Genomic DNA, 21,365 nt, shown 5'->3' with positions numbered 1-21,365 from the left:
CCCATGTCGCCCGATCATCCGCTGCGCCGCCTCGCCGGCTTCGCCCGTCCGCACCGCCGCACGGTCGCGAGCGCCTCGCTCTATTCCGTGCTCAACAAGGTGTTCGACGTCCTGCCGGAACTGCTGATCGGCGTCGCGGTCGACGTCGTCGTCAACCAGCGCGACTCCTTCCTCGCCCGCGCCGGCTTTCCCGAACCGCTGCACCAGCTCTACGTGCTGGTGGCGCTGACGATCATCGTGTGGGTGCTCGAATCGCTGTTCGAATACCTGTACGCGCTGCGCTGGCGCGGCCTCGCGCAGGAACTGCAGCACGGGCTGCGCCAGGCCGCCTACGGGCATCTGCAGCAGCTGCCACCGGCGGTGATCGAACGCGAGCGCAGCGGCCGGCTGATGGCCCTGCTGAACGAGGACGTCAACCAGATCGAACGTTTCCTCAACACCGGCGCCAACGACCTGATCCAGGTCGCGGTGTCGTCGCTGCTGGTCGGCGCGGTGTTCTTCTTCCTGACCGCGAAGCTGGCCTTCCTCGCCTTCCTGCCGATCCCACTGATCCTGGTCGGCGCGTTCTGGTTCCAGAAGCGGCTGGCGCCGCGCTATGCCGCCGCGCGCGAGGCGGCGGCGACGGTGTCGGCGCGGCTGAACAACAACCTCGGCGGCATGGCGACGATCCAGGCCTATACCGCCGAAGCCTTCGAGGCCGAACACCTGCGCCAGGCCAGCGACGGTTTCCGCGCCCGCAATGCCGAGGCGATCCGCTTCTCGGCGGCGATCACACCGGTGATCCGCATGGCGATCCTCTGCGGCTTCGTCGCGACCCTGCTCTACGGCGGCGTGCTGACCCTGCGCGGCGAGCTCGGTGTCGGTTCGTATTCGGCGCTGGTCTATCTGACGCAGCGCCTGTTGTGGCCGCTGACCCGGCTCGCCGACATGGTCGACCTCTACCAGCGCGCGATGGCCTCGGTGAACCGGGTGATGGACCTGCTCGACACGCCGGTACCGGTGCGCGGCGAGGGCCAGCTGCCGAAACGTCCGCGCGGCGAGCTGAGCTTCGCCGGCGTCGCGTTCGACTACGACGGAAGGCAGGCCCTGCAGGCGGTGACGTTCGCGGTGCCGGCCGGCGCCACCGTCGCCCTGGTCGGCGGTACCGGCGCCGGCAAGAGCACGCTGCTGAAGCTGCTGCTGCGTTTCCTCGACCCCAAGCGCGGCACGATCCGCGTCGACGGCACCGACATCACCACGCTCGACCCGGCGGCACTGCGCGGCTGGCTCGGTTATGTGGCGCAGGAACCCTTCCTGACCGACGGCAGCGTCGCCGACAACATCGCCTACGGCGACATCGGCCACGACCGTGCGCGTATCGAGGCGGCGGCGCGCGCGGCGGAGGCCCACGACTTCATCGCCGCGCTGCCCGGCGGCTACGACGCCCCGGTCGGCGAGCGCGGCGGCAACCTCAGCGGCGGCCAGCGCCAGCGCATCGCCCTGGCGCGCGCGCTCTACCGCGACCCGGCGATCCTGCTGCTCGACGAGGCGACCAGCGCGGTCGACAACGAGACCGAGGCGGCGATCCAGCATTCGCTGGCGCGCGCCGGCCGCGAGCGCACGACCCTCGTCGTCGCGCATCGCCTCAGCACCGTCCGCCACGCCGACGCCATCCACGTGATGGAGGCCGGGCGCATCGTCGAATCCGGCACGCACGACGAACTCGTCGCCCGCGGCGGGGCGTATGCGGCGCTGTGGCGGCTGCAGACCGGGAGAGCGAGTAACGAGTGGAGAGTAACGAGTAACGAGTAACGGCTGGGCCGCCTGGCGGGTCAGGGGGCCACGAGGGTCTGCGGATCGGTGCCGGTCCAGGCGAGGGCGACGAGGGCGAAACCGGCGATCGCCAGCACGGCGTGCGCGGCCAGCAGGTTGCGCGGGATCAGCCGCTGCTTCTGGTCGTGGCCCAGGTTCATCACCACGCCGCCGAGGGCGGCGATCGCCAGGGCGCCGGCGCCCCAGCCGGCGCTGCGCGGCAACGCCAGCACGAACAGCCCGTAGACCAGCAGGGTGAAGCCGGCGCCGGCCATCAGGCCGTGCGCCATCGACATCCACGGCGGCGGGTTGCGCTTGCCGGCGAGGCGGATGAGACCCATCGCGATGCCGCCGAGCGCCGACAGCGCCAGCAGCACGAGCACAGTACCGAGCAGGGTGTGGGGATTCATCGCGCGGGCTCCTGGGTGGGAGCCCGAGCGTGCGGCCAGCGCCGCGAAAGGCGAGTAAAGAGTGGAGAGCGAAGAGTGGAGAGGATCGCGGCTGAAGCCGCTCCTACTCGTTACTCGTTCCTCTCCCCTCGTTACTCGTCTTTCGGCTTGCGGAAGCGCAGGGTCATGCGGTCGCTCTCGCCGATCGCGGCGTACTTCGCGGCGTCGGCGGCGTCGTGGTTGTTGCCGGGCGGAAGGGTCCAGACGCCGTTGGGATGATCCTTGGTGTCGGCCGGGTTGGCGTTGATCTCGCTCTTCTCCTCGAGCACGAAACCGGCGTCGGTGGCGAGCTGGATCACGTAATCCTCCGGCAGGTAGCCGCTCTCCTTCACTTCCTCGAGCGTGCGCCCGGCGGCCGCGCGGTGTTCGACGACGCCGAGCACGCCGCCCGGAGCGAGCACGTCGAAGAAGGCCTGGAACATCTGCCGCTCGTAACCGTCCATGACCCAGTTGTGCACGTTGCGGAAGGTCAGCACGACGTCGGCCGAGCTCGGCTCGCCGAGCACCGGCGCCTGCGGATCGATCTCGACCAGGCGGGCGTTTCCGAACACGTCGGCGCGCGCGGCGAGCTTGTCGCGCAGCGCGGTGTTGTTGCGGGTGTAGTAGTTGCGCGTGCGCTCGTCGGCGAACGCCGCCGGATCGTTGATCACGCCGGTGTAGCTGCCCTTGCCCTGCGCCAGCGGCGCCAGGATCTCGGTGTACCAGCCGCCACCCGGGCTGATCTCGATGATGCGCTGGCTGGCGCCGACCTCGAAGAAGGCCAGCGTCTCGCGCGGATGCCGCCAGGTGTCGCGGGCGGTGTTCTTCGGGTCGCGCCAGTCGCCGGCGAGGATCGCGTCGAGCGGATCGGTCTCGCGGTCGCGCAGCGCGGCTTCCTCGGCGGCGGCGGCCTCGGCAGGCGTCGCCGCCGCGGCGAGCGCGTCGGCCGGCGCATCGTTGATGGTCGCGTCGGGCGCGTTCGACGAGCCGCAGGCGGCGAGCAGCAGGGCGGTGGCGAGGGCGGCGGCGAGCGGGGCGATCGACGGGCGCATCGGCGGACTCCGGAAGGCGGCAGGGGCCCCGAGGCTACCACCGGCCGCCGCGGCCGGAAAACGCGGGCACGCGCCAGCTTCCGCGCCTGCGTGGCCACGCGGCAGGCGATGACCGATAGCCCGAGGCTATCGGAAGCATCCGAACAATCGACTTCTCCCGGCCGCCGGACAGGCCTAGGGTGATGGCATCCCCGGCAGCTGCCGGCAACCAGGAGCGTCCCATGTCCAACGAAGCCCAGTGTCCCTTCCACGGCGGCGCCCGCAACCAGGCGATCACCGGGGCGTGGACGAATGCCGACTGGTGGCCCAACCAGCTCAACCTCGCCATCCTCCACCAGCATTCGCCGAAGGCGAACCCGTACAACGAGGACTTCGACTACCGCGCGGAGTTCCGCACCCTCGACCTCGACGCGGTGATCGCCGACCTGCGCGCGCTGATGACCGACTCGCAGCCCTGGTGGCCGGCGGACTACGGCCACTACGGCCCGTTCTTCATCCGCATGGCCTGGCATGCCGCCGGCACCTACCGCATCCACGACGGCCGCGGCGGCGCCGGCACCGGCGACCAGCGCTTCGCCCCGCTCAACAGCTGGCCCGACAACGGCAACCTCGACAAGGCGCGCCGCCTGCTGTGGCCGATCAAGCGCAAGTACGGCCGCAAGCTGTCGTGGGCCGACTTGTTCGTCCTCACCGGCAACGTCGCGATCGAGTCGATGGGCGGCCCGGTGTTCGGCTTCGGCGGCGGCCGCGCCGACATCTGGGAACCGAACGCCGAGGTCTACTGGGGTCCCGAGCAGGAATGGCTGGCGACCAGCGACAAGCCCAACAGCCGCTATTCCGGCGACCGCGAGCTCGCGAACCCGCTCGCCGCGGTGCAGATGGGGCTGATCTACGTGAACCCGGAAGGCCCCGACGGCAATCCGGACCCGGTCGCCTCCGCGCGCGACATCCGCGAAACCTTCGCGCGCATGGCGATGAACGACGAGGAGACCGTCGCGCTGATCGCCGGCGGCCACACGTTCGGCAAGGCGCACGGCGCCGGCCCGGCCTCGCACGTCGGCGTCGCCCCGGAAGGCGGCGACATCGCCGACATGGGCCTCGGCTGGCTGAGCGGCTACGAGACCGGCATGGCCGGCTACACGATCACCAGCGGCATCGAGGGCGCCTGGAAGAAGACGCCGACGACCTGGGACATGGGCTTCCTGGAGACCCTGTTCGGCTTCGAGTGGGAACTGACGAAGAGCCCCGCCGGTGCCCACCAGTGGCGGCCGAAGGACGGCGCCGGCCGCGAGGTGCCGGACGCGCACGACCCGACGAAGAAGCACCAGCCGATGATGACCACCGCCGACCTGGCGCTGCGCTTCGACCCGGCCTACGAGAAGATCGCCCGCGACTACCTGGCCAACCCGGAAAAGTTCGCCGATGCGTTCGCGCGCGCCTGGTTCAAGCTGACCCATCGCGACATGGGCCCGCGCGTGCGCTACCTCGGCAAGTACGTGCCGGAGGAAGTGCTGATCTGGCAGGACCCGGTGCCGGCCGTCGACCATCCGCTGGTCACGCCGGAGGACGTCGAGCGGCTGAAGAAGAGCGTGCTCGCCTCCGGCCTGTCGACCCGCGAGCTGGTCGCCACCGCCTGGGCCTCGGCCTCGACGTTCCGCGGCAGCGACAAGCGCGGCGGCGCCAACGGCGCCCGCATCCGCCTGGCGCCGCAGAAGGACTGGGAGGCGAACGAGCCGGCGCAGCTGGCGAAGGTGCTCGGCGTGCTCGAGCGCATCCGGCAGGACTTCGACGCTTCCGCCGGCGGCGGCAGGAAGGTGTCGCTGGCCGACCTGATCGTGATCGCCGGCAACGCGGCGGTCGAGGCGGCGGCGAAGAAGGGCGGTTTCGACATCACCGTGCCGTTCGCGCCCGGCCGCACCGACGCCACCGACGCGATGACCGATGCCGCCTCGTTCGCGCCGCTCGAGCCGAAGGTCGACGGTTTCCGCAACTACGTCGCAAGCGGCTTCGAGGGTTCGGAGGCGGAGATGCTCGTCGACCGCGCCAACCTGCTCACCCTCAGCGCCCCGGAGATGACCGTGCTGGTCGGCGGCCTGCGCGCGCTCGACGCCAACCACGGCGGCTCGAAGCACGGCGTGTTCACCGACCGGCCGGGCACGCTGAGCAACGACGTGTTCGTGAACCTGCTCGACATGCGCACCAAGTGGACCCGCAGCGAGGCCGACAACAACGTGCTCGAGGGCCGCGACCGCGCCACCGGCGAACTGCGCTGGACCGGCACGGTGTCCGACCTGGTGTTCGGCTCGAACGCGCAGCTGCGCGCGCTGGCCGAGGCCTATGCGTCCGACGACGCCAACGGCGAGTTCGTGAAGGACTTCGTCGCGGCGTGGACCAAGGTCATGAACCTGGACCGCTTCGACCTGCGCTCCTGAGGCCGCGAAGGCGGACGTGCCCGCTCAGAGCACGTCCCAGGGATAGGCGCCGCGTTCGAGGATCGCCCCGGCGATCGCCTCGACCGCGGCGTCCTCGTTGTGTTCGAAGCCGCGCACGTTGCGCGCCATCCGCCGCCGCGCCTGGCGAGTGAACGTGCGGGCGACGTCGATCACCAGCGGCGCCTGCGCCGGGTCGGCTTCCACCAGCGACTGCGCGCGCGACAGCACGCACAGGCCGACGAACAGGTCGATCACCAGGTCGGCGATGCGCTTCTGCACGTGTTGCCTGTCGGCGATCTGCTTGCCGTGCCGGCGCAGCGCCGCGTCGGCGACCCGCGCCAGCTCGACCGCGTACTTCTCGTAGACCCGCGCCAGCGGCGCCAGCTCCGGCGCCAGCGCGTGGCCGATGCGGTCGCCGAACAGACCGGTCGCCTGCGCGAACCGGCGCTCGGCATAGCCTCCGAGCACGCCGAAGCCCTTGATCGGGTCGTTGAAGATCGAACCGAGCGCCGACTGCAGCTCCCCCAGCGACGCGCCGACGCCCTTGAGCACCGACAGCGCCACGTAGAGGCGCAGGATCTCGTTGGTGCCCTCGAAGATCGGCAGGATCCGCGCGTCGCGCACGAAGCGCTCGTACGGGAATTCCTTCATGTAGCCGTTGCCGCCGGCGATCTGCAGCGCTTCGTAGGCGGCGCGCTGCATTGCCTCGCTGGCGTAGACCTTGCTGATCGCCGCCTCCACCGAATAGTCGGCATGGCCGCTGTCGATGTAGTGCGCGACCATCCACACCGTCGCCTCGGCGGCGAAGCACTCGACGGTCATCTGCGCGATCTTCTCCCGCACCAGGCCGAACTCGGCGATCGGGGTGTCGAACTGGCGGCGTTCCTGCGCCTGCGCGCAGGCCTTGCGGATCAGCGCCTTCATGCCGCCGACCGCGCCGCCGCCGAGGCCGGTGCGGCCGTTGTTGAGGATGCCCATCGCGACCTTGAAGCCCTTGCCGACGTCGCCGAGCACGTTCTCCGCCGGCACGCGCACGCCGGAGAACGACACCGTGGTGGTCGACGAGGCGCGGATCCCGAGCTTGTCCTCGTGCGGACCGCGGCTCACGCCGTTCCAGGCCGCCTCGACCAGGAACGCGGTGATCTTCCCCTCCGGACCGTCGGTGCGCGCGAACACCGTGTAGAAATCGGCGATGCCGCCGTTGGTGATCCAGAGCTTCCCGCCGTCGAGCGTCCACGAGCCGTCGTCGTTCCGGACCGCCTTCGTGCGGATCGCCGCGGCGTCGGAACCGGCGCCCGGTTCGGTCAGGCAGAACGCGGCGATCATCTCGCCGCTCGCCAGGCGGGGCAGGTAGCGCTGCTTCTGTTCGTCGGTACCGAACAGCAGCAGGCCCTTCATGCCGATCGAGCTGTGCGCGCCGATGGTCAGCGACACCGAGCTGTCGTGGGCGCTGGTCTGCGCGAGCACGCGCGCATACGCGGCGTTGCTCAGTTCCAGTCCGCCGAACTCCTCCGGGATGATCAGCCCGAACAGGCCCAGCTCGCGCAACGCCTGGATGAATTCCGGCGGCTGCTCCGCGGCCGCGTCCCAGGCCGCGAAATCGTCGGCGTGGCCGGCCAGGAAACGGTCGATCGCGTCCACCATCATCCCCAGCATCTCGCGGTCGCGTTCGCGGACCGCCGGGTACGGGAACAGGTTCTGTTCGAGGATCTCGCCCAGCGCCAGGCTCTTCGCCACGCTCGACGTCGCCTGGAATCCGCGCGGGGTGGACGGGGCGGGACGGTTCATGGCGGGTACCTTGCGGGCGGAAAGGTCCGATTCTAGGCTTGCCCGGCCGCCACGACCCGGCTTCACGCGTCCGCGATGCGGCGCTGGCTACCCTGGTTCCACGCACGCTGCGGGGAGTGCGTGACCCTCTCGGAGCGATCCATGAAACAAACCGGCCCGGACGCGCCCTCGTCGCGACCGCTGATCAGCACCGGCGTCCCCGGGCTCGACGATGTCCTGGGTGGCGGCCTGGCCCCCTCGCGCCTCTACCTGATCGAGGGCACGCCCGGCTCGGGCAAGACCACCCTGGCGCTGCAGTTCCTGATCGAAGGCGTGCGCAACGGCGAGTCGGTGCTGTACGTGACGCTCTCGGAGAGCGAGGTCGAACTGCAGGGCGTCGCCGCGTCGCACGGCTGGGACCTGACCGGCGTGCAGATGCGCGAGCTGCTCCCGTCGGCCGACAGCCTGCAGCCCGACGAGCAGTACACGATGTTCCACCCCTCCGAGGTCGAGCTGGGCGCGACCAGCCAGCGCATCATCGCCGACGTCGAGACGCTCAAGCCCACGCGCGTGGTGTTCGATTCGCTGTCGGAACTGCGCCTGCTGGCCGGCAACTCGCTGCGCTACCGGCGGCAGATCCTGGCGCTGAAGCAGTTCTTCGCCGGCCGCGACTGCACCGTGCTGCTGCTCGACGACATGACCGCGATGGAGCACGACCTGCACGTGCAGTCGATCGCGCATGCGGTGATCCGCCTCGAGCAGAACGTGTCCGATTACGGTGCCGCACGGCGCCGGCTGATCGTCGTGAAGTTCCGCGGCCAGGGTTTCCGCGGCGGCTTCCACGATTACCGCATCCTGCACGGCGGCCTGAAGGTCTACCCGCGCCTGATCGCCGCCGAACACCGCCCCGAGACGGCGCGCACCCGCCTCAAGAGCGGCATCGCCGCCCTCGACGACCTGCTCGGCGGTGGCCTGGAGTCGGGCACGAGCACGCTGGTCGTCGGCGCGCCCGGCACCGGCAAGTCCACGGTCGCGATGCAGTACGCGGTGGCGGCCGCGCGCCGCGGGGAGGTCGCGGCGGTGTACCTGTTCGACGAAAGCGAGGAAACCCTGCGCACCCGCTGCGACGGGATGACCATGGGTCTCGAGGATCACATCGAGGCCGGGCGCATCCGCGTCCGCCAGATCGATCCGGCGGAACTCACGCCGGGTGAGCTGGCGCACGACATCCGCGCGATGGTCGAGCAGGGCGGCGCGAAAGTGGTCGTCCTCGACAGCCTCAACGGCTTCCTCAACGCGATGCCGGACGAGCGCTTCCTGATCGTGCACCTGCACGAACTGCTGACCTTCCTCGGCCAGTCCGGCGTCGCGACGATCCTCATCGGCGCCCAGCACGGGCTGATCGGCGTGAACATGTCGACGCCCGTCGACGCGAGCTATCTCGCCGACGCGGTCGTGATGCTGCGCTACTTCGAATCGGAAGGCGAAGTGCACCAGGCGATCTCGGTGCTGAAGAAACGCGGTGGCGCGCACGAGCGCACGATCCGGGGCTTCTCCATGCGCGACGACGGTCTGCATGTCGGGCCGCCGCTGCGGCAATTCCGCGGCATCCTCACCGGGGTGCCGAGCCGCACCGACGAAGATCCCCGCGAGTTGCGATGACGCCCCGCCCCGAACCGGCGACGTACGCATGAGCGATCCGGCCCCGGATCCCGCGGAGTCGCGGGTCCTGCTGCGCACCGCGACCGCGCGCGACGCGACGCTGGCGCTGCGCGTGCTCGAGCAGGCCGGCATCCCGGCGCTCGCGTGCCCGGACGTGGCGTGCATCGACGTCGAGATGCGGGCCGGTGCCGGCACGCTGCTGCTCGCCGAAGAGGTTCTCGGCGAACCGGCGATGCTCGACGTGATGGAACAGCTGCGCCGCCAGGAGCCGTGGTCGGACCTGCCGGTGCTGGTGCTCGCACGGCCGGGTGCCGACTCCGGCGCGATCCGCGAGGCGATGGAGCGCATCGCCAACGTCACCGTCATCGAACGGCCGCTGCGCATCTCCGCCCTCGTCAGCACCGTGCGCAGCGCGCTGCGTGCGCGGCAGCGCCAGTACGAGATGCGGCGGCTGCTCGCCGGCCTGCGCGAGGACGACCAGCGCAAGACCGAATTCCTGGCCACGCTCGCGCATGAACTGCGCAACCCGCTCGCCCCGCTCGGCACCGCGCTCGCGCTGCTGCGCCACGCCGACCTCCCGCCGGACGCGGCGCAGCGTCACTTCGAAATGATGGACCGGCAGGTCGAGCACATGGTGCGGCTGATCGACGACCTGATGGAGGTCTCGCGCATCACCCGCGGCCGCATCGCGCTGCGGCCCGAGCCGCTGTCGCTGCGCACCGTGCTGGAGGAAGCGGTCGAACTGAGCCGGCCGAAGATGGAAGGGCACGAGTTCAGCCTCGAGATCGCGCCGGGCGACTGGATGCTGACGGGCGACGGCGTGCGCCTCACGCAGGTGTTCGCGAACCTGCTGAACAACGCCGCGAAATACACGCCGCGTGGCGGCCGGATCCAGGTCCGCGTCGAGCGCGTGCCCGCCGAGAGCGGCCCGGGTTCGGTGCGCGTGCGCGTGCGCGACGACGGCGTCGGCATCCCCGCGACGATGCTGCCGCGCGTGTTCGACATGTTCGTGCAGGTCAGCAGCACCTCGCGCGCCGGACAGGGCGGGCTGGGCATCGGCCTGACGCTGGTGCGCAGCCTCGTGGAGATGCACGGCGGCCGCGTGCAGGCGTTCAGCGCCGGCGACGGGCTCGGCACCGAGATGGTGGTCGAACTGCCGCTCGCCGAGGCGGCCGCGCTCGCGAGCACGGCCCGTGGCGACGGCCTTCCCGCGGCGCCCGACGCGCCGCTGCGCGGGCCGATCCTGATCGTCGACGACAACCAGGACGCGGCGAACACGCTGGCGATGTATCTGGACGTGCTCGGTGCCGACACCGAAGTCGCCTACGACGGCGTGCAGGCGCTCGCGCTCGCCGGCCGGCGCCGCCCGGCGGCGGCGATCCTCGACATCGGCATGCCCGGCATGGACGGCTGCGAACTCGCCCGCCGCCTGCGCGCCGATCCCGCCAACGACGGCCTGCTGCTGATCGCCCTCAGCGGCTGGGGCCAGCCCGACGACCGCGAGCGCGTCGCCGCGGCCGGCTTCGACGCGCACCTGCTGAAGCCGGCGGACATCGGGCGGTTGACGGCGTTGCTGCAGAAACCCTAGTTCGTACCTCGTATGAACTACGAACCAGGGAACATCGGAGCGCCGGAGCGCTCCGATGTTCGAGCAGGAGGGAGTCAGAGCCCCGCGAGCGCGGCGTTGAAGGTGGGGCTCGGGCGCATCGCCGCGGCGGCCTTCGCCGGGTCGGGGCGGTAGTAGCCGCCGATGTCGACGGGCCTGCCCTGCACCGCGGTGAGTTCGGCGAGGATCGTCGCCTCGTCGTCCGCGAGAGCCTTCGCGAGCGGCGCGAAGCGCGCCTTCAGGGCGGCGTCCTCGTCCTGCTCCGCCAGCGCCTGCGCCCAGTACAGCGCCAGGTAGAAGTGGCTGCCGCGGTTGTCGAGCTCGCCGACCTTGCGCGCCGGCGAGCGGTTCTCGTCGAGGATGCGGCCGTTGGCGGCGTCGAGCGCCTTCGCGAGCACCGGTGCCGGCGTGTTGAGCCAGCGTTCGGCGACGTGGTCGAACGACGCGGCGAGCGCGAGGAACTCGCCGAGCGAATCCCAGCGCAGGTAGTTCTCCTCGACGAACTGCTGCACGTGCTTGGGCGCGGACCCGCCGGCGCCGGTCTCGAACAGGCCGCCGCCGGCCATCAGCGGCACGATCGACAGCATCTTCGCGCTGGTGCCGAGCTCGAGGATCGGGAACAGGTCGGTCAGGTAGTCGCGCAGCACGTTGCCGGTCACCGAGATCGTGTCCTGGCCGGCGCGGATGCGCTGCAGCGAAACGCGCATCGCCTCGACCGGCGCCAGGATGCGGAGGTCGAGGCCGGTGGTGTCGAAGTCCTTCAGGTAGCGCTCGACCTTGGCGATCAGCTGGGCGTCGTGGGCGCGCGCGGCGTCGAGCCAGAAGATCGCTGGGGTGCCGCTCAGGCGCGAGCGGTCGACCGCCAGCTTCACCCAGTCGCGGATCGGCGCGTCCTTCGTCTGGCACATGCGCCAGATGTCGCCGGCCTCGACCGCGTGTTCGAACAGCACGCGGCCGTCGCCGGCGATCACGCGCACGCGGCCGTCGGCCTTCGCCTGGAAGGTCTTGTCGTGCGAGCCGTATTCCTCGGCCTTCTGCGCCATCAGGCCGACGTTCGGCACGCTGCCCATCGTCGCCGGGTCGAAGGCGCCGTGGGCACGGCAGTCGTCGATCACGACCTGGTAGATGCCGGCGTAGCAGCGGTCCGGGATCACCGCCTTGGTGTCCTGCAGCTCGCCGGCGGCGTTCCACATGCGGCCGCTGTCGCGCAGCATCGCCGGCATCGACGCATCGACGATCACGTCGCTGGGCACGTGCAGGTTGGTGATGCCCTTGTCGGAGTTGACCATCGCCACGCCCGGGCGCGCGGCATAGACCGCGTCGATGTCGGCGCGGATCGCCGCCTGGGTTGCTTCCGGCAACTGCGGCAGCCGCGCGTACAGGTCGCCGATGCCGTTGTTGGGGTCGAAGCCGACCTCCGCCAGCGCATCGGCGTGCTTCGCCAGCGCGGCGGCGTAAAACTGCTCGACGACGACGCCGAACATGATCGGGTCGCTGACCTTCATCATCGTCGCCTTCAGGTGCAGCGAGAACAGCACGCCGCGGGCCTTCGCGTCCTCGATCTGCGCGGCGACGAAGGCCGCGAGCCGGCGGCGCGACAGGGTGGCGGCGTCGACGATCTCGCCGGCCTTCACCTTCAGCGCCTGCTTCAGCACGGTGACGCTGCCGTCGGCGGCGACGTGCTCGATGCGCAGCACGTCGTCGGCGGCCAGGGTCGCGGAGCGTTCGCTGCCGTAGAAGTCACCGTCGTCCATGTGCGCGACATGGGTCTTCGAGGCGGCGTCCCACTTGCCCATGCGGTGCGGGTGCCTGCGCGCGTATTCCTTCACCGGGCGCGGCGCGCGGCGGTCGGAATTGCCCTCGCGCAGCACCGGGTTCACGGCGCTGCCCTTGACCCGGTCGTAGCGCGCCCTGGCGTCGCGCTCGGCGTCGTTCGCCGGCTCTTCCGGATAGTCCGGCAGGTCGTAGCCATGGGCCTGCAGTTCGGCGATCGCCGCCTTCAGCTGCGGCAGCGAGGCGCTGATGTTCGGCAGCTTGATGATGTTGGCTTCCGGCGTCGTGGCCAGCACGCCGAGTTCGGCGAGGTCGTCGCCGATGCGCTGTTCCGGGCGCAGGCGCTCCGGGAACTGCGCGAGGATGCGTCCCGACAGCGAGATGTCGCGCGTCTCGACGGCGATGCCGGCGGCGCCGGCGAAGGCGCGCACGATCGGCAACAGCGACTGCGTCGCGAGGAAGGGCGCCTCGTCGGTGAGGGTGTAGATCAGCTTCGGTGCATCGGACATGGCTTGACGGCTCGCGGCTACGGGCGCGCGGGACGCGCGCGGAACCGCAATTGTCGCGCGGGCGGGGCGACCGCCGCAAAGCAGCAAAACCGTACGCGGGCGTACTCGCGCCGCGTCGCGACTCAGGTGACCGCGTCGGCGGACGCCCAATCCCCCGGTGTCAGCGGCGTCAACCCGTGCCGCTCACGCGCGCGATCGCACTGCACGCTGGGTTCGCCGCCCTCCCAGGCCGGAAGCAGTTCACGGCAGGGCGTGGGCCGCTGCGCATAGATCGAACAGTGCGCGTCGACGCCGATGTCGCCGGCGAGCGCGACGCAGCGCATCGGCGCCAGTTCGGTGCCGCGCATCTGCAGTTCGTGCCGGCGCAGCGGCGACGTCATCGCTTCCGGCACCCCGTCGGGCTTCGCCGGTTGCGCCTCGGTCCAGTGGAAGGCGACGCGGAAGGCAGCGCAGCAGGCGCCGCAGCGCAGGCAGGGATGGGACATGACGCAGGAGCGCTCGGGGGTTGCGGATCGGATGCGCCGGTGGTGCGGGCTTCAGCGGACCTCGAATTCGCGGGTTTCGACGACCCGCTGGTTGATCGCGACTTCCAGCCGGTACTCGCCGACCGGCCACGGCTGCGGCTGGCTGATCGCGAAGGTCACGACGGTCGGCTTGTCCGGCACCAGCGACTGCCCGGCATTGGCGATTTCGGCGCCGTCGGGGCCGAACCAGCGCGCCGACAGCGTCAGGCCCTGGCTGCCGCCGACGCCGACCACGGAGGCATGGATGCGGTCGCCACGCCGGAACGCCAGGGTCGGCGTGACCGCGCGGCCTTCGGCATCGATCGCGTCGTCGAGCTCGACCGCGACGATGCGGAAGTCGCCGGACGGCATCGGCGGTGGCGCCGGCTCGCCGGTCACCGGATCGGCGGGCGCCGGTACCGACCCGAGCTCGGCGCCCGGTGCCGGCGGGGCCGCGGCATCGGGCGCGGCGGGTTCGGGCGACCCGCCGCAGGCGGCCAGCAGGGCGGTGGCGAGCAGGGTCGGCAGCAGTCGGCGCATCGGCGGATTCTGCCGTATCACCCCCCCGCATTTGTAGGAGCGCCTTCAGGCGCGATGCCACCTGTCCGGAAAGGCACGGATCGCGCCTGAAGGCGCTCCTACAAATGCGGGGGGAGGGGGGGCTTACTGGCGGGCCGTGCGCGGATTGCCCGGCAGCGGCAGCCCCGGCGTGGCGCGGAACGGGTTGATGTCCAGGCCGCCGCGGCGGGTGTAGCGGGCGTACACCGCCAGCCGGCTCGGCGTGCAGTGCTGCATCAGGTCCATGAAGATGCGCTCGACGCACTGCTCGTGGAAATCGGCGTGCATGCGGTAGCTGACCAGGTAGCGCAGCAGGCCGTCGCGCAGGATGCGCGGGCCGGCGTAGCGGATCTGCAGGCTGGCCCAGTCCGGCTGGCCGGTGACCGGGCAGTTGGAGCGGAACAGGTGCGAGACCAGCACCTCGTCGACCTTCTTCTCGTCGTCGACCTGCAGGAAATCCGGGCGCGGCGGCCCGTAATGCGTGATCTCGACCGGCAGGTCGTCGATCACCTCGCCCTCGAGGTTCTCGATGATCGCGGCGTTGTTCGACGCCACCGGCGTCAGCACCACGGTCACCGGCGCGCCGCAGGCCTCGCCGAGGTCGCGCACGAGCTGCGCGCGCAGGCTGTCCGTGTCGCCGAACTGCTGCTGCGCGTAGCTGCCCAGGTACAGCTTCAGGCTCTTTGACTCGATCAGGTTCGGCGAGGCCGCCGGCACCCGCAGTTCGGCCATCGCGACGCGCGGCTTGCCGCGCGAATCGAGCCAGCTCAGTTCGTACGCGTTCCAGAAATCGACGCCGGTGAACGGGAGTTCGGCGTCCAGCCCGAGCGCGGCGCGCTGCTGCGCGCGCGGGATCGGGAACAGCAGGGAGGGGTCGTAGTCGGCGCCGTAGCCGACCGGTTTGCCCAGCGGGCTCAGTTCGGGGGAAGTCATGGCGCGCATTCTCGCACGGCGACCTTCGAGCCACCGCTCAACCGGTCACGAATCGCAGCCCCCACCATGCGGCGGCGAGCACACCGGCGACGAGCAGCGCGTTCACCGTCCACTTGACGACCGCGTAGGCGACCGGCGCCCGCGCATGGAGGCGCCGGCCGGCCGCGATGGCTGGCGCAACCGCCGCGAAGACCGCGCTGGCCGCGCCGCGACCGTCGCGGGCGTCATTCGGGGCCAGCAGCAGCCGGCTCAGCCAGCGGTACGGCACGTTCAGCCAGCGGCCCGGCCACGCCATCGGCCGGCGCACGTCGGCCATCAGGATCAAGCGCGGCTCGGCGGTGTCGTTGCGGGCGTGGTGCAGGAAGGTCTGGTCGAAGACGAACTCCTCGCCGTCGCGCCAGCTCCGCCGCTCGCCGTCGATCGCGATGAAACAGGCGTCGTCGCCCGGCGTCGCGAGGCCGAGATGCCAGCGCAGCGAACACGCCATCGGATCGGCGTGCAGCGTGAGCTGGCCGCCCGGCGGCAGGATCGAGAACATCGCCGCTTGCACGCCCGGCGTCCGCGCCAGCAGTTCGAGCGTGCGTGGGCATTCGGCGCGCGCGGAGGGATGCGTGTAGCCGTACCAGTGCAGGTAGAAGCGGCTCCAGCCGCGCTTGTAGAACGTGCGGAAGCCGACGTCGAAGGACGCCGGGGCGCCGCGTACCGGCGCCTCGAGGCGGCCGCGCGCGTGCAGCGCGAGCGCCTCGTCGCGGATCACCGTCCAGTTCCCGCGCAGCAGCGCGAGCCCCTGCCGCAGGTCGGCGTCGAGCGCCTCGGGCGCGACGACCGGGGTCCGCGCGCCGCGCCGCGTGCACGCGTACAGCAGGCAGTTCAGCGGCGCGAACAGCGGCCAGTTCTTGCGCAGGTACTGCTGCGGGCCCGTGTAGCGCGTCGCGCCCCGCAGGTGGTAGACGTAGGCGGCGCTCGCCGCCCACGTCAGTACCAGGACGATCAGTACGCCGGTGGCCAGGGTCATGCGGACATTCTAGAACGCCGCGTCGAAGGCCACCTCGCCTTCCACCGCGACCTGGTAGGCCGAAACCCGCCGCTCGAAGAAGTTCGTGAGCTCCTGCACGTCCTGCAGGTCCATGAACGGGAACGGGTTGCGGGCACCGAAGTGCCTGGGCATGCCGAGTCGGACCAGTCGCTGGTCGGCGCAGTAGCGCAGGTACTCGCGCATGTCGCGCGGGGACATTCCGGCGACGCCGCCGCTGAGCACGTCCTCGCTGAACGCGAACTCGCACTCCACCGCTTCCTCCAGCATCTCCACCACCTGCGCGCGCAGGGCGTCGTCGAACAGGTCCGGCTCCTCGCCGCGGACCACGTCGATGACCTCGAACGCGAACGCCATGTGCATGCTCTCGTCGCGGAACACCCAGTTCGTGCCGCCGGCCAGGCCGTGCAGCAGGCCGCGCGAGCGCAGGTAGTAGACGTAGGCGAACGCGCCGAAGAAGAACAGCCCCTCGATGCAGGCGGCGAAGCAGATCAGGTTGAGCAGGAACGCGCGCCGGTCGTCGCGGTTCTCCAGCCGGCGCAGCGCATGCACGCTGTCGATCCAGCGGAAGCAGAACGCGGCCTTGCGCCGGATCGACGGGATGTTCTCGACGGCCGCGAAGGCCCTGGCCCGCGCTTCCGGTTCGGGCAGGTAGGTGTCGAGCAGCGTCAGGTAGAACTGCACGTGCAGCGCTTCCTCGTACAGCTGCCGCGACAGGTACATGCGCGCCTCGGGCGCGTTGATGTGCTGGTACAGGTTCAGCACCAGGTTGTTCGACACGATCGAGTCCCCGGTGGCGAAGAACGCCACCAGCCGCTCGATCAGGTGCCGCTCGGCCGGACCCACCTTGTTCTTCAGGTCGTTGGTGTCCAGCGAGAAGTCCACCTCTTCCACCGTCCACGTGTTGCGGATGGCGTTGCGGTACATCTCGTAGAACTGCGGATAGCGCATCGGGCGGAGCGTGAGTTCGAAGCCGGGATCGAGGAGCTTCGACTCCCGGGAAAGGGAACCGGGGACGGGGGTGCGGACTTCGGGCGGATTCATCGGGTCTCTCCCTGCCTACTGGCACGCCTCGCAGCTCTCGGGGTTCTCGAGCGAGCACATCACCGCCGCCTGGTCGCCGCCGGCGACGGTGGTCTTGGCGATGCGGGTGGCCGCGCGCGAGCGCAGGTAGTACGTGGTCTTGATGCCCTTCTTCCACGCGTACATGTACATCGACGACAGCGCGCCGATGTTCGGCGACTCCATGAAGAGGTTCAGCGACTGGCTCTGGTCGATGAACGCGCCGCGGTCGGCGGCCATGTCGATCAGGCTGCGCATCGGCAGCTCCCAGACCGTGCGGTAGATCGCGCGCAGCTCGGCCGGCAGCTCGGCGATGCCCTGCACCGAGCCTTCGGCGAGCTTGATGCGGTCGCGCATCTCGGGCGTCCACTGGCCGAGCTGCTTGAGTTCGGCGACGAGGTGGCGGTTGACCTGCAGGAAGTCACCCGACAGCGTCTCGCGCTTGAACAGGTTGCTCACCTGCGGCTCGATGCACTCGTAGCAGCCGGCGATCGACGCGATCGTCGCGGTCGGCGCGATCGCGACCAGCAGCGAGTTGCGCAGGCCGTGTTCGCGGATGCGCGCGCGCAGCGCGTCCCAGCGCGCGGCGTCGCGGGGCTGCACCCCCCAGGCGTCGAACTGCAGCTCGCCGCGGGCGGCGCGGGTCTCGTCGAAGTTGGGATGCCGGCCGAATTCCTGCGCCAGCTCGCAGGACGTCTCCAGCGCGGCGAAATAGATCTCCTCGGCGATGCGCGCCGACAGTTCGCGCGCCTCCGGCGCGTCGAAAGGCAGGCGCAGCCGGAAGAACACGTCCTGCAGCCCCATCATCCCCAACCCGACTGGCCGCCAGCGCAGGTTGCCGCGGCGGGCGGCCTCGACGGGGTAGAAGTTCAGGTCGATCACGCGGTCGAGCTGGCGGACCGCCAGCGCCACCGTCTCGGCCAGGCGCGCGAAATCGAAGCGGTCGTCGTCGAAATGGTTGCCGAGGTTGATCGACCCGAGGTTGCAGACCGCGGTCTCGTCGCCGGACGTCACCTCGAGGATCTCGGTGCACAGGTTCGACAGGTGGATGACGTTGCCGGCCTTCGCGGTCTGGTTGCTGGCGCGGTTGCACTTGTCCTTGAAGGTCATCCAGCCGTTGCCGGTCTGCGCGAGCGTGCGCATCATCTTCGCGTACAGGTCGCGCGCCTTCAGCGTGCGCACCGCCAAGCCGCGCGCCTCGGCCTGTTCGTAGGCGGCGTCGAACGCCTCGCCGTACAGGTCGACGAGCTCGGGCAGCGCGTGCGGATCGAACAGCGACCAGTCGCCGCCGGCCTCGACCCGGCGCATGAACAGGTCCGGGATCCAGTTGGCGAGGTTGAGATTGTGCGTGCGCCGCGCGTCGTCGCCGGTGTTGTCGCGCAGTTCCAGGAATTCCTCGACGTCGGCATGCCACGGCTCCAGGTACACGCAGGCCGCGCCCTTGCGCTTGCCGCCCTGGTTCACCGCGGCGACCGAAGAATCCAGCGTCTTCAGCCACGGCACGATGCCGTTGCTGTGGCCGTTCGTGCTGCGGATCAGCGCGCCGCGCGAGCGCACGCGCGTCCAGCTGACGCCGATGCCGCCGCTGAACTTCGACAGCTGCGCGATCTCGCCGTACTTGCGGTAGATCGACTCCAGCGAATCCTCCGGCGAATCGAGCAGGAAGCAGCTCGACAGCTGCTCGTGCGTGGTGCCGGCGTTGAACAGCGTCGGCGAGCTCGGCAGGTAGTCGAGGTTGCCCATGCGCCGGTACAGCGCCAGCGCCTCGGCGACGTCGCGGCTCAGCGCGCAGGCGATGCGCAGGAAGAACTGCTGCGGCGTCTCGATCACCGTGCGCTTCGTCGGGTGGCGCAGCAGGTAGCGGTCGTAGAGCGTGCGCAGGCCGAAGTAGTCGAAGCGCCGGTCGAGCGCGGGGTCGAGCGCGTCGTTGAGCTTGCGCGCGTTCTGCTGCACGAACCCGAGCAGGCGGTCGTTGATCAGGCCCGTCTCGTGGCCGCGGGCGATCGACTGCGAGAACGCGTGGATCTCCTGCCCCGACACCTCCTTCGCGATGAATTCGGCCAGCAGGCGCGCGCCGAGGCGGCCGTACTCCGGCTCCTCGGCGGTCAGCAGCGCCGCGGTGCGGATCGACAACTCGTCGAGTTCGCGCGTGGTCGCGCCGTCGTACAGGCCGCTGATGGTGCGGGTGGCGACGCGCATCGGGTCGACCGCATACAGACCGTCCGCGGCGCGCTGCACCGCGCGCACGATCTTGTTGAGGTCGACCGGCTCGCGCCGGCCGTTGCGCTTGGTGACGGTCATCGACAGCGCGGTCGCGGGCGGTGTCAGTTCGAACTGCGGCGGCGACGGAGGCGCGGCGGCGGCGGGCGTGGACGAGGGAGCGGCGACGGTGTCGACGACGGGCGGGGTCATGGCGTTCTCCGGTGCGTGGTGCACTGCGCCGTCCCTCCCTCGCGGGGCGGCGTGCGGAGGACCGGCCACGAACGCACGGATGCATTCGCGGCCTCGCCCCCGCGGGCGTGCGAAGTTCCGTTCGGAGAATGGGATCCGGGTGTCGCGCGGAACGAGACCGCGCGACACCGGCGCCGCCTCCCCCCGGAGACTCCTGGGCCGGTGACCGCGCGGCGTGCTTGGAACCGCGCGGCTGTCGGCAGGTCTTCGGGCTCGTGGACATGGTGGGAACATGCGTTCCCATTCCGCCTACTGGCCGTCGCTTCCCGGGAGCGCGCTCCCAGTGCGTGTGACGGCGTTCGTTTCCACATACCGCTGCGGGGCAGCGCCGGAATCGCACCGGCTTCCCTATTAACCCAAGCGGTTGTGGCGCCCGGGACCGACGGCCCCAAGATAGTGGGGGCGGACGTGAAGGGTCAACCGCCGCGACGTGACGAGCGCCAGCGCGTCCCCGGGGGCCACGACGCGGGCATCGCCGGCCTCCGCGCTATTCCTCGCCTGCGCGGCGAAGTCGGGAATATTCCTCGCTTGCGTGGAATAACACCCTGCGGCACGACGGGGGTCGAAGCGCCCCGCGTGTGCAACGCGTTGAATCGACTGGGATGACGATTGACCTGGCTGCGCGGCGGGGCGGACCATACGGTCATACGCCTCGCTTAGGAGGCCTACTTGGCGTTAGGCCATCTATGCGGGCTGCACTCCTTCTGGTCTTAGCTATCTTTGGCCTCGCTGGCTGTAACAGCTCGACTCCGCTTTCTGTGGAGAACCGATCAGGAGTTTTGCTTCAGGCTGTTGTTGTATCTGGCGATGGGTTCAGCGCGGACCTTGGAGATATCCAGCCAGGTGCCACCGCTCATGCACACGTTCGGCCGCACGGCGAGTCCGGCTTGTCGATCGCCTTCACCGCAATGGGTAAACGAGTCGTGCCAGCGCTGGACACGTACCTTGAGGGTGGTGGTCGCTATTCTGTTGCACTCGCGGTCTCGCCAAGCTTGGAAGCATCTGTAAATGTGCAGCTGCGGCCTTACTAGGCGATGGCCTAACTAATCATTCAAGCCGACGCCTTCGGCGCGGCTTAACTCAGGCGTTAGGCGCTGCAATGAGTAACGCGGATGTTTGGAAGTATCTTCACGATGGCCGGATCACTGACGTATCGGGCGCTGTTCCTGGCAGCGTTCGCGTTGCAGTCTCTATCCGCTATCTGCGGCAGCGCTTTCCCGGCAGTGGGACTGGGTTTGTGCTAAGCCTCGCCGAATGCACTTCGTTCCGGTACGAGCCTTACGAGGGCGCTGCGAGCAGCACTCTGGAGGACATCGCCCGGCGCGAGATCGAGATCCTCTCGCTGGAAAGCTCGCACCCCATCATCGTCAACTGCGTCATGGGCACGCTCTTTCTGGAATACACTTCCGTATCGTTGGCGCTCGATTCCGGAGAGCCCGTTTCGGTCCAAGAGCTCTTACAGGCAAGTGCAGCCTACTGGGACGATTGGTCAGAACGCAGCCGCGGCAGCGCCTAACTAATCATTCAAGCCGACGCCTTCGGCGCGGCTTAACTCGGGCGTTAGGCCGCTAAGAGCAGACCACTTGGGCGTTCGTTGCGATCTGCGGCTTCGTCGCTTCGCCAGGCGTTCGAGCTTCGGGTGAGTTCACAAGCGCGCTGCAGCTTTTCGCTCGGCAGGCATCGAGTCTTCGGTGAAACGCTTCGGACGGTGTTCGTTCGCGCTGGCCGCTGACCAGCTTAGGCCAGCGCTCTGGGCTCGGCTGGTTCTCTTCGGCAGGTTCGCTCGCATCGTCGGGCGCGCCCGG

General features: G+C 70.0%; 16 protein-coding genes and 1 riboswitch. Of the genes, 5 read left to right on the top strand and 11 right to left on the bottom strand.

All coding sequences use genetic code 11. The features are described 5' to 3' along the window. Positions 1-3 precede the first annotated feature (3 nt). Complete coding sequence (locus K311_RS0109375) at positions 4-1,791, top strand: ABC transporter ATP-binding protein (RefSeq protein ID WP_026817088.1); 1,788 nt, start codon at positions 4-6, stop codon at positions 1,789-1,791. Between the two features lie 20 nt (positions 1,792-1,811). Here the strand turns inward: K311_RS0109375 and K311_RS16305 are convergent, their stop codons facing one another. Together K311_RS16305 and K311_RS0109365 are read right to left on the bottom strand one after the other, a co-directional pair. Further along, positions 1,812-2,201 carry a hypothetical protein gene (locus tag K311_RS16305; protein WP_043797246.1) on the bottom strand — a complete coding sequence of 130 codons (390 nt, stop codon included), beginning with the start codon at positions 2,199-2,201 and terminating at the stop codon, positions 1,812-1,814. A 131-nt stretch (positions 2,202-2,332) separates the two neighbouring features. Continuing rightward, on the bottom strand, positions 2,333-3,271 hold the full coding sequence (locus K311_RS0109365; RefSeq protein WP_211223651.1) for a class I SAM-dependent methyltransferase: 939 nt from the start codon (positions 3,269-3,271) through the stop codon (positions 2,333-2,335). A 221-nt stretch (positions 3,272-3,492) separates the two neighbouring features. Here K311_RS0109365 and katG point away from each other — a divergent pair, with 221 nt between their 5' ends. Further along, a complete protein-coding gene (katG, locus tag K311_RS0109360; protein WP_026817086.1) occupies positions 3,493-5,703 on the top strand; it encodes a catalase/peroxidase HPI in 2,211 nt (736 codons plus the stop codon). A gap of 24 nt (positions 5,704-5,727) precedes the next feature. Here the strand turns inward: katG and K311_RS0109355 are convergent, their stop codons facing one another. Next, entirely contained in the window at positions 5,728-7,491 is a 1,764-nt protein-coding gene (locus K311_RS0109355) for an acyl-CoA dehydrogenase family protein (protein ID WP_026817085.1), read from the bottom strand. A gap of 141 nt (positions 7,492-7,632) precedes the next feature. On the opposite strand from K311_RS0109355, the gene K311_RS0109350 reads away from it, so the two are divergent. Together K311_RS0109350 and K311_RS0109345 are read left to right on the top strand one after the other, a co-directional pair. After that, entirely contained in the window at positions 7,633-9,132 is a 1,500-nt protein-coding gene (locus K311_RS0109350) for a DUF7125 family protein (protein ID WP_026817084.1), read from the top strand. 28 nt (positions 9,133-9,160) lie between these two features. Beyond that, on the top strand, positions 9,161-10,720 hold the full coding sequence (locus tag K311_RS0109345; protein WP_026817083.1) for an ATP-binding response regulator: 1,560 nt from the start codon (positions 9,161-9,163) through the stop codon (positions 10,718-10,720). Between the two features lie 74 nt (positions 10,721-10,794). Here K311_RS0109345 and K311_RS0109340 read toward each other — a convergent pair whose 3' ends face one another. The 7 genes from K311_RS0109340 to K311_RS0109310 form a co-directional block, all read right to left on the bottom strand. Beyond that, positions 10,795-13,020, bottom strand: coding sequence for an NADP-dependent isocitrate dehydrogenase (locus K311_RS0109340; protein ID WP_026817082.1), 2,226 nt, complete (start codon positions 13,018-13,020; stop codon positions 10,795-10,797). Between the two features lie 122 nt (positions 13,021-13,142). Beyond that, on the bottom strand, positions 13,143-13,505 hold the full coding sequence (locus K311_RS0109335; protein ID WP_026817081.1) for a YkgJ family cysteine cluster protein: 363 nt from the start codon (positions 13,503-13,505) through the stop codon (positions 13,143-13,145). Positions 13,506-13,556: 51 nt separating this feature from the next. Beyond that, on the bottom strand, positions 13,557-14,063 hold the full coding sequence (locus tag K311_RS0109330; RefSeq protein WP_026817080.1) for a hypothetical protein: 507 nt from the start codon (positions 14,061-14,063) through the stop codon (positions 13,557-13,559). Between the two features lie 123 nt (positions 14,064-14,186). After that, a complete protein-coding gene (gene queF / locus K311_RS0109325; protein WP_026817079.1) occupies positions 14,187-15,014 on the bottom strand; it encodes an NADPH-dependent 7-cyano-7-deazaguanine reductase QueF in 828 nt (275 codons plus the stop codon). Positions 15,015-15,051: 37 nt separating this feature from the next. Next, positions 15,052-16,029: an aspartyl/asparaginyl beta-hydroxylase domain-containing protein gene (locus K311_RS0109320; RefSeq protein WP_026817078.1), complete on the bottom strand. Its 978-nt coding sequence runs from the start codon at positions 16,027-16,029 to the stop codon at positions 15,052-15,054. Positions 16,030-16,038: 9 nt separating this feature from the next. Continuing rightward, positions 16,039-17,091, bottom strand: a complete 1,053-nt coding sequence (locus K311_RS16300) for a ribonucleotide-diphosphate reductase subunit beta (protein WP_051239877.1) — start codon at positions 17,089-17,091, stop codon at positions 16,039-16,041. A gap of 15 nt (positions 17,092-17,106) precedes the next feature. Then, a complete protein-coding gene (locus K311_RS0109310) occupies positions 17,107-19,410 on the bottom strand; it encodes a ribonucleoside-diphosphate reductase subunit alpha (protein WP_026817077.1) in 2,304 nt (767 codons plus the stop codon). A gap of 331 nt (positions 19,411-19,741) precedes the next feature. Continuing rightward, positions 19,742-19,959, bottom strand: a riboswitch (cobalamin riboswitch). A gap of 700 nt (positions 19,960-20,659) precedes the next feature. Here K311_RS0109310 and K311_RS16295 point away from each other — a divergent pair. Next, a complete protein-coding gene (locus tag K311_RS16295; protein WP_154659516.1) occupies positions 20,660-21,076 on the top strand; it encodes a hypothetical protein in 417 nt (138 codons plus the stop codon). 52 nt (positions 21,077-21,128) lie between these two features. Here the strand turns inward: K311_RS16295 and K311_RS18780 are convergent. Further along, positions 21,129-21,365, bottom strand: a 237-nt coding sequence (locus tag K311_RS18780; RefSeq protein ID WP_211223650.1) for a hypothetical protein, incomplete at its 5' end; no start/stop codon positions are given.

This window comes from Arenimonas composti TR7-09 = DSM 18010, assembly GCF_000426365.1.
Classification (GTDB): domain Bacteria; phylum Pseudomonadota; class Gammaproteobacteria; order Xanthomonadales; family Xanthomonadaceae; genus Arenimonas; species Arenimonas composti.
Note: the sequence above shows the minus strand (reverse complement) of the source record. Positions and strands in the feature narration are given on the sequence as shown.

Excerpts from the sequence above, each read along its gene's own strand:
- K311_RS0109375 (WP_026817088.1), top strand. The coding sequence starts at position 4 with ATGTCGCCCGATCATCCGCTGCGCCGCCTCGCCGGCTTCGCCCGTCCG.
- K311_RS16305 (WP_043797246.1), bottom strand. The coding sequence starts at position 2,201 with ATGAATCCCCACACCCTGCTCGGTACTGTGCTCGTGCTGCTGGCGCTG.
- K311_RS0109365 (WP_211223651.1), bottom strand. The coding sequence starts at position 3,271 with ATGCGCCCGTCGATCGCCCCGCTCGCCGCCGCCCTCGCCACCGCCCTG.
- katG (WP_026817086.1), top strand. The coding sequence starts at position 3,493 with ATGTCCAACGAAGCCCAGTGTCCCTTCCACGGCGGCGCCCGCAACCAG.
- K311_RS0109355 (WP_026817085.1), bottom strand. The coding sequence starts at position 7,491 with ATGAACCGTCCCGCCCCGTCCACCCCGCGCGGATTCCAGGCGACGTCG.
- K311_RS0109350 (WP_026817084.1), top strand. The coding sequence starts at position 7,633 with ATGAAACAAACCGGCCCGGACGCGCCCTCGTCGCGACCGCTGATCAGC.
- K311_RS0109345 (WP_026817083.1), top strand. The coding sequence starts at position 9,161 with ATGAGCGATCCGGCCCCGGATCCCGCGGAGTCGCGGGTCCTGCTGCGC.
- K311_RS0109340 (WP_026817082.1), bottom strand. The coding sequence starts at position 13,020 with ATGTCCGATGCACCGAAGCTGATCTACACCCTCACCGACGAGGCGCCC.
- K311_RS0109335 (WP_026817081.1), bottom strand. The coding sequence starts at position 13,505 with ATGTCCCATCCCTGCCTGCGCTGCGGCGCCTGCTGCGCTGCCTTCCGC.
- K311_RS0109330 (WP_026817080.1), bottom strand. The coding sequence starts at position 14,063 with ATGCGCCGACTGCTGCCGACCCTGCTCGCCACCGCCCTGCTGGCCGCC.
- queF (WP_026817079.1), bottom strand. The coding sequence starts at position 15,014 with ATGACTTCCCCCGAACTGAGCCCGCTGGGCAAACCGGTCGGCTACGGC.
- K311_RS0109320 (WP_026817078.1), bottom strand. The coding sequence starts at position 16,029 with ATGACCCTGGCCACCGGCGTACTGATCGTCCTGGTACTGACGTGGGCG.
- K311_RS16300 (WP_051239877.1), bottom strand. The coding sequence starts at position 17,091 with ATGAATCCGCCCGAAGTCCGCACCCCCGTCCCCGGTTCCCTTTCCCGG.
- K311_RS0109310 (WP_026817077.1), bottom strand. The coding sequence starts at position 19,410 with ATGACCGTCACCAAGCGCAACGGCCGGCGCGAGCCGGTCGACCTCAAC.
- K311_RS16295 (WP_154659516.1), top strand. The coding sequence starts at position 20,660 with ATGAGTAACGCGGATGTTTGGAAGTATCTTCACGATGGCCGGATCACT.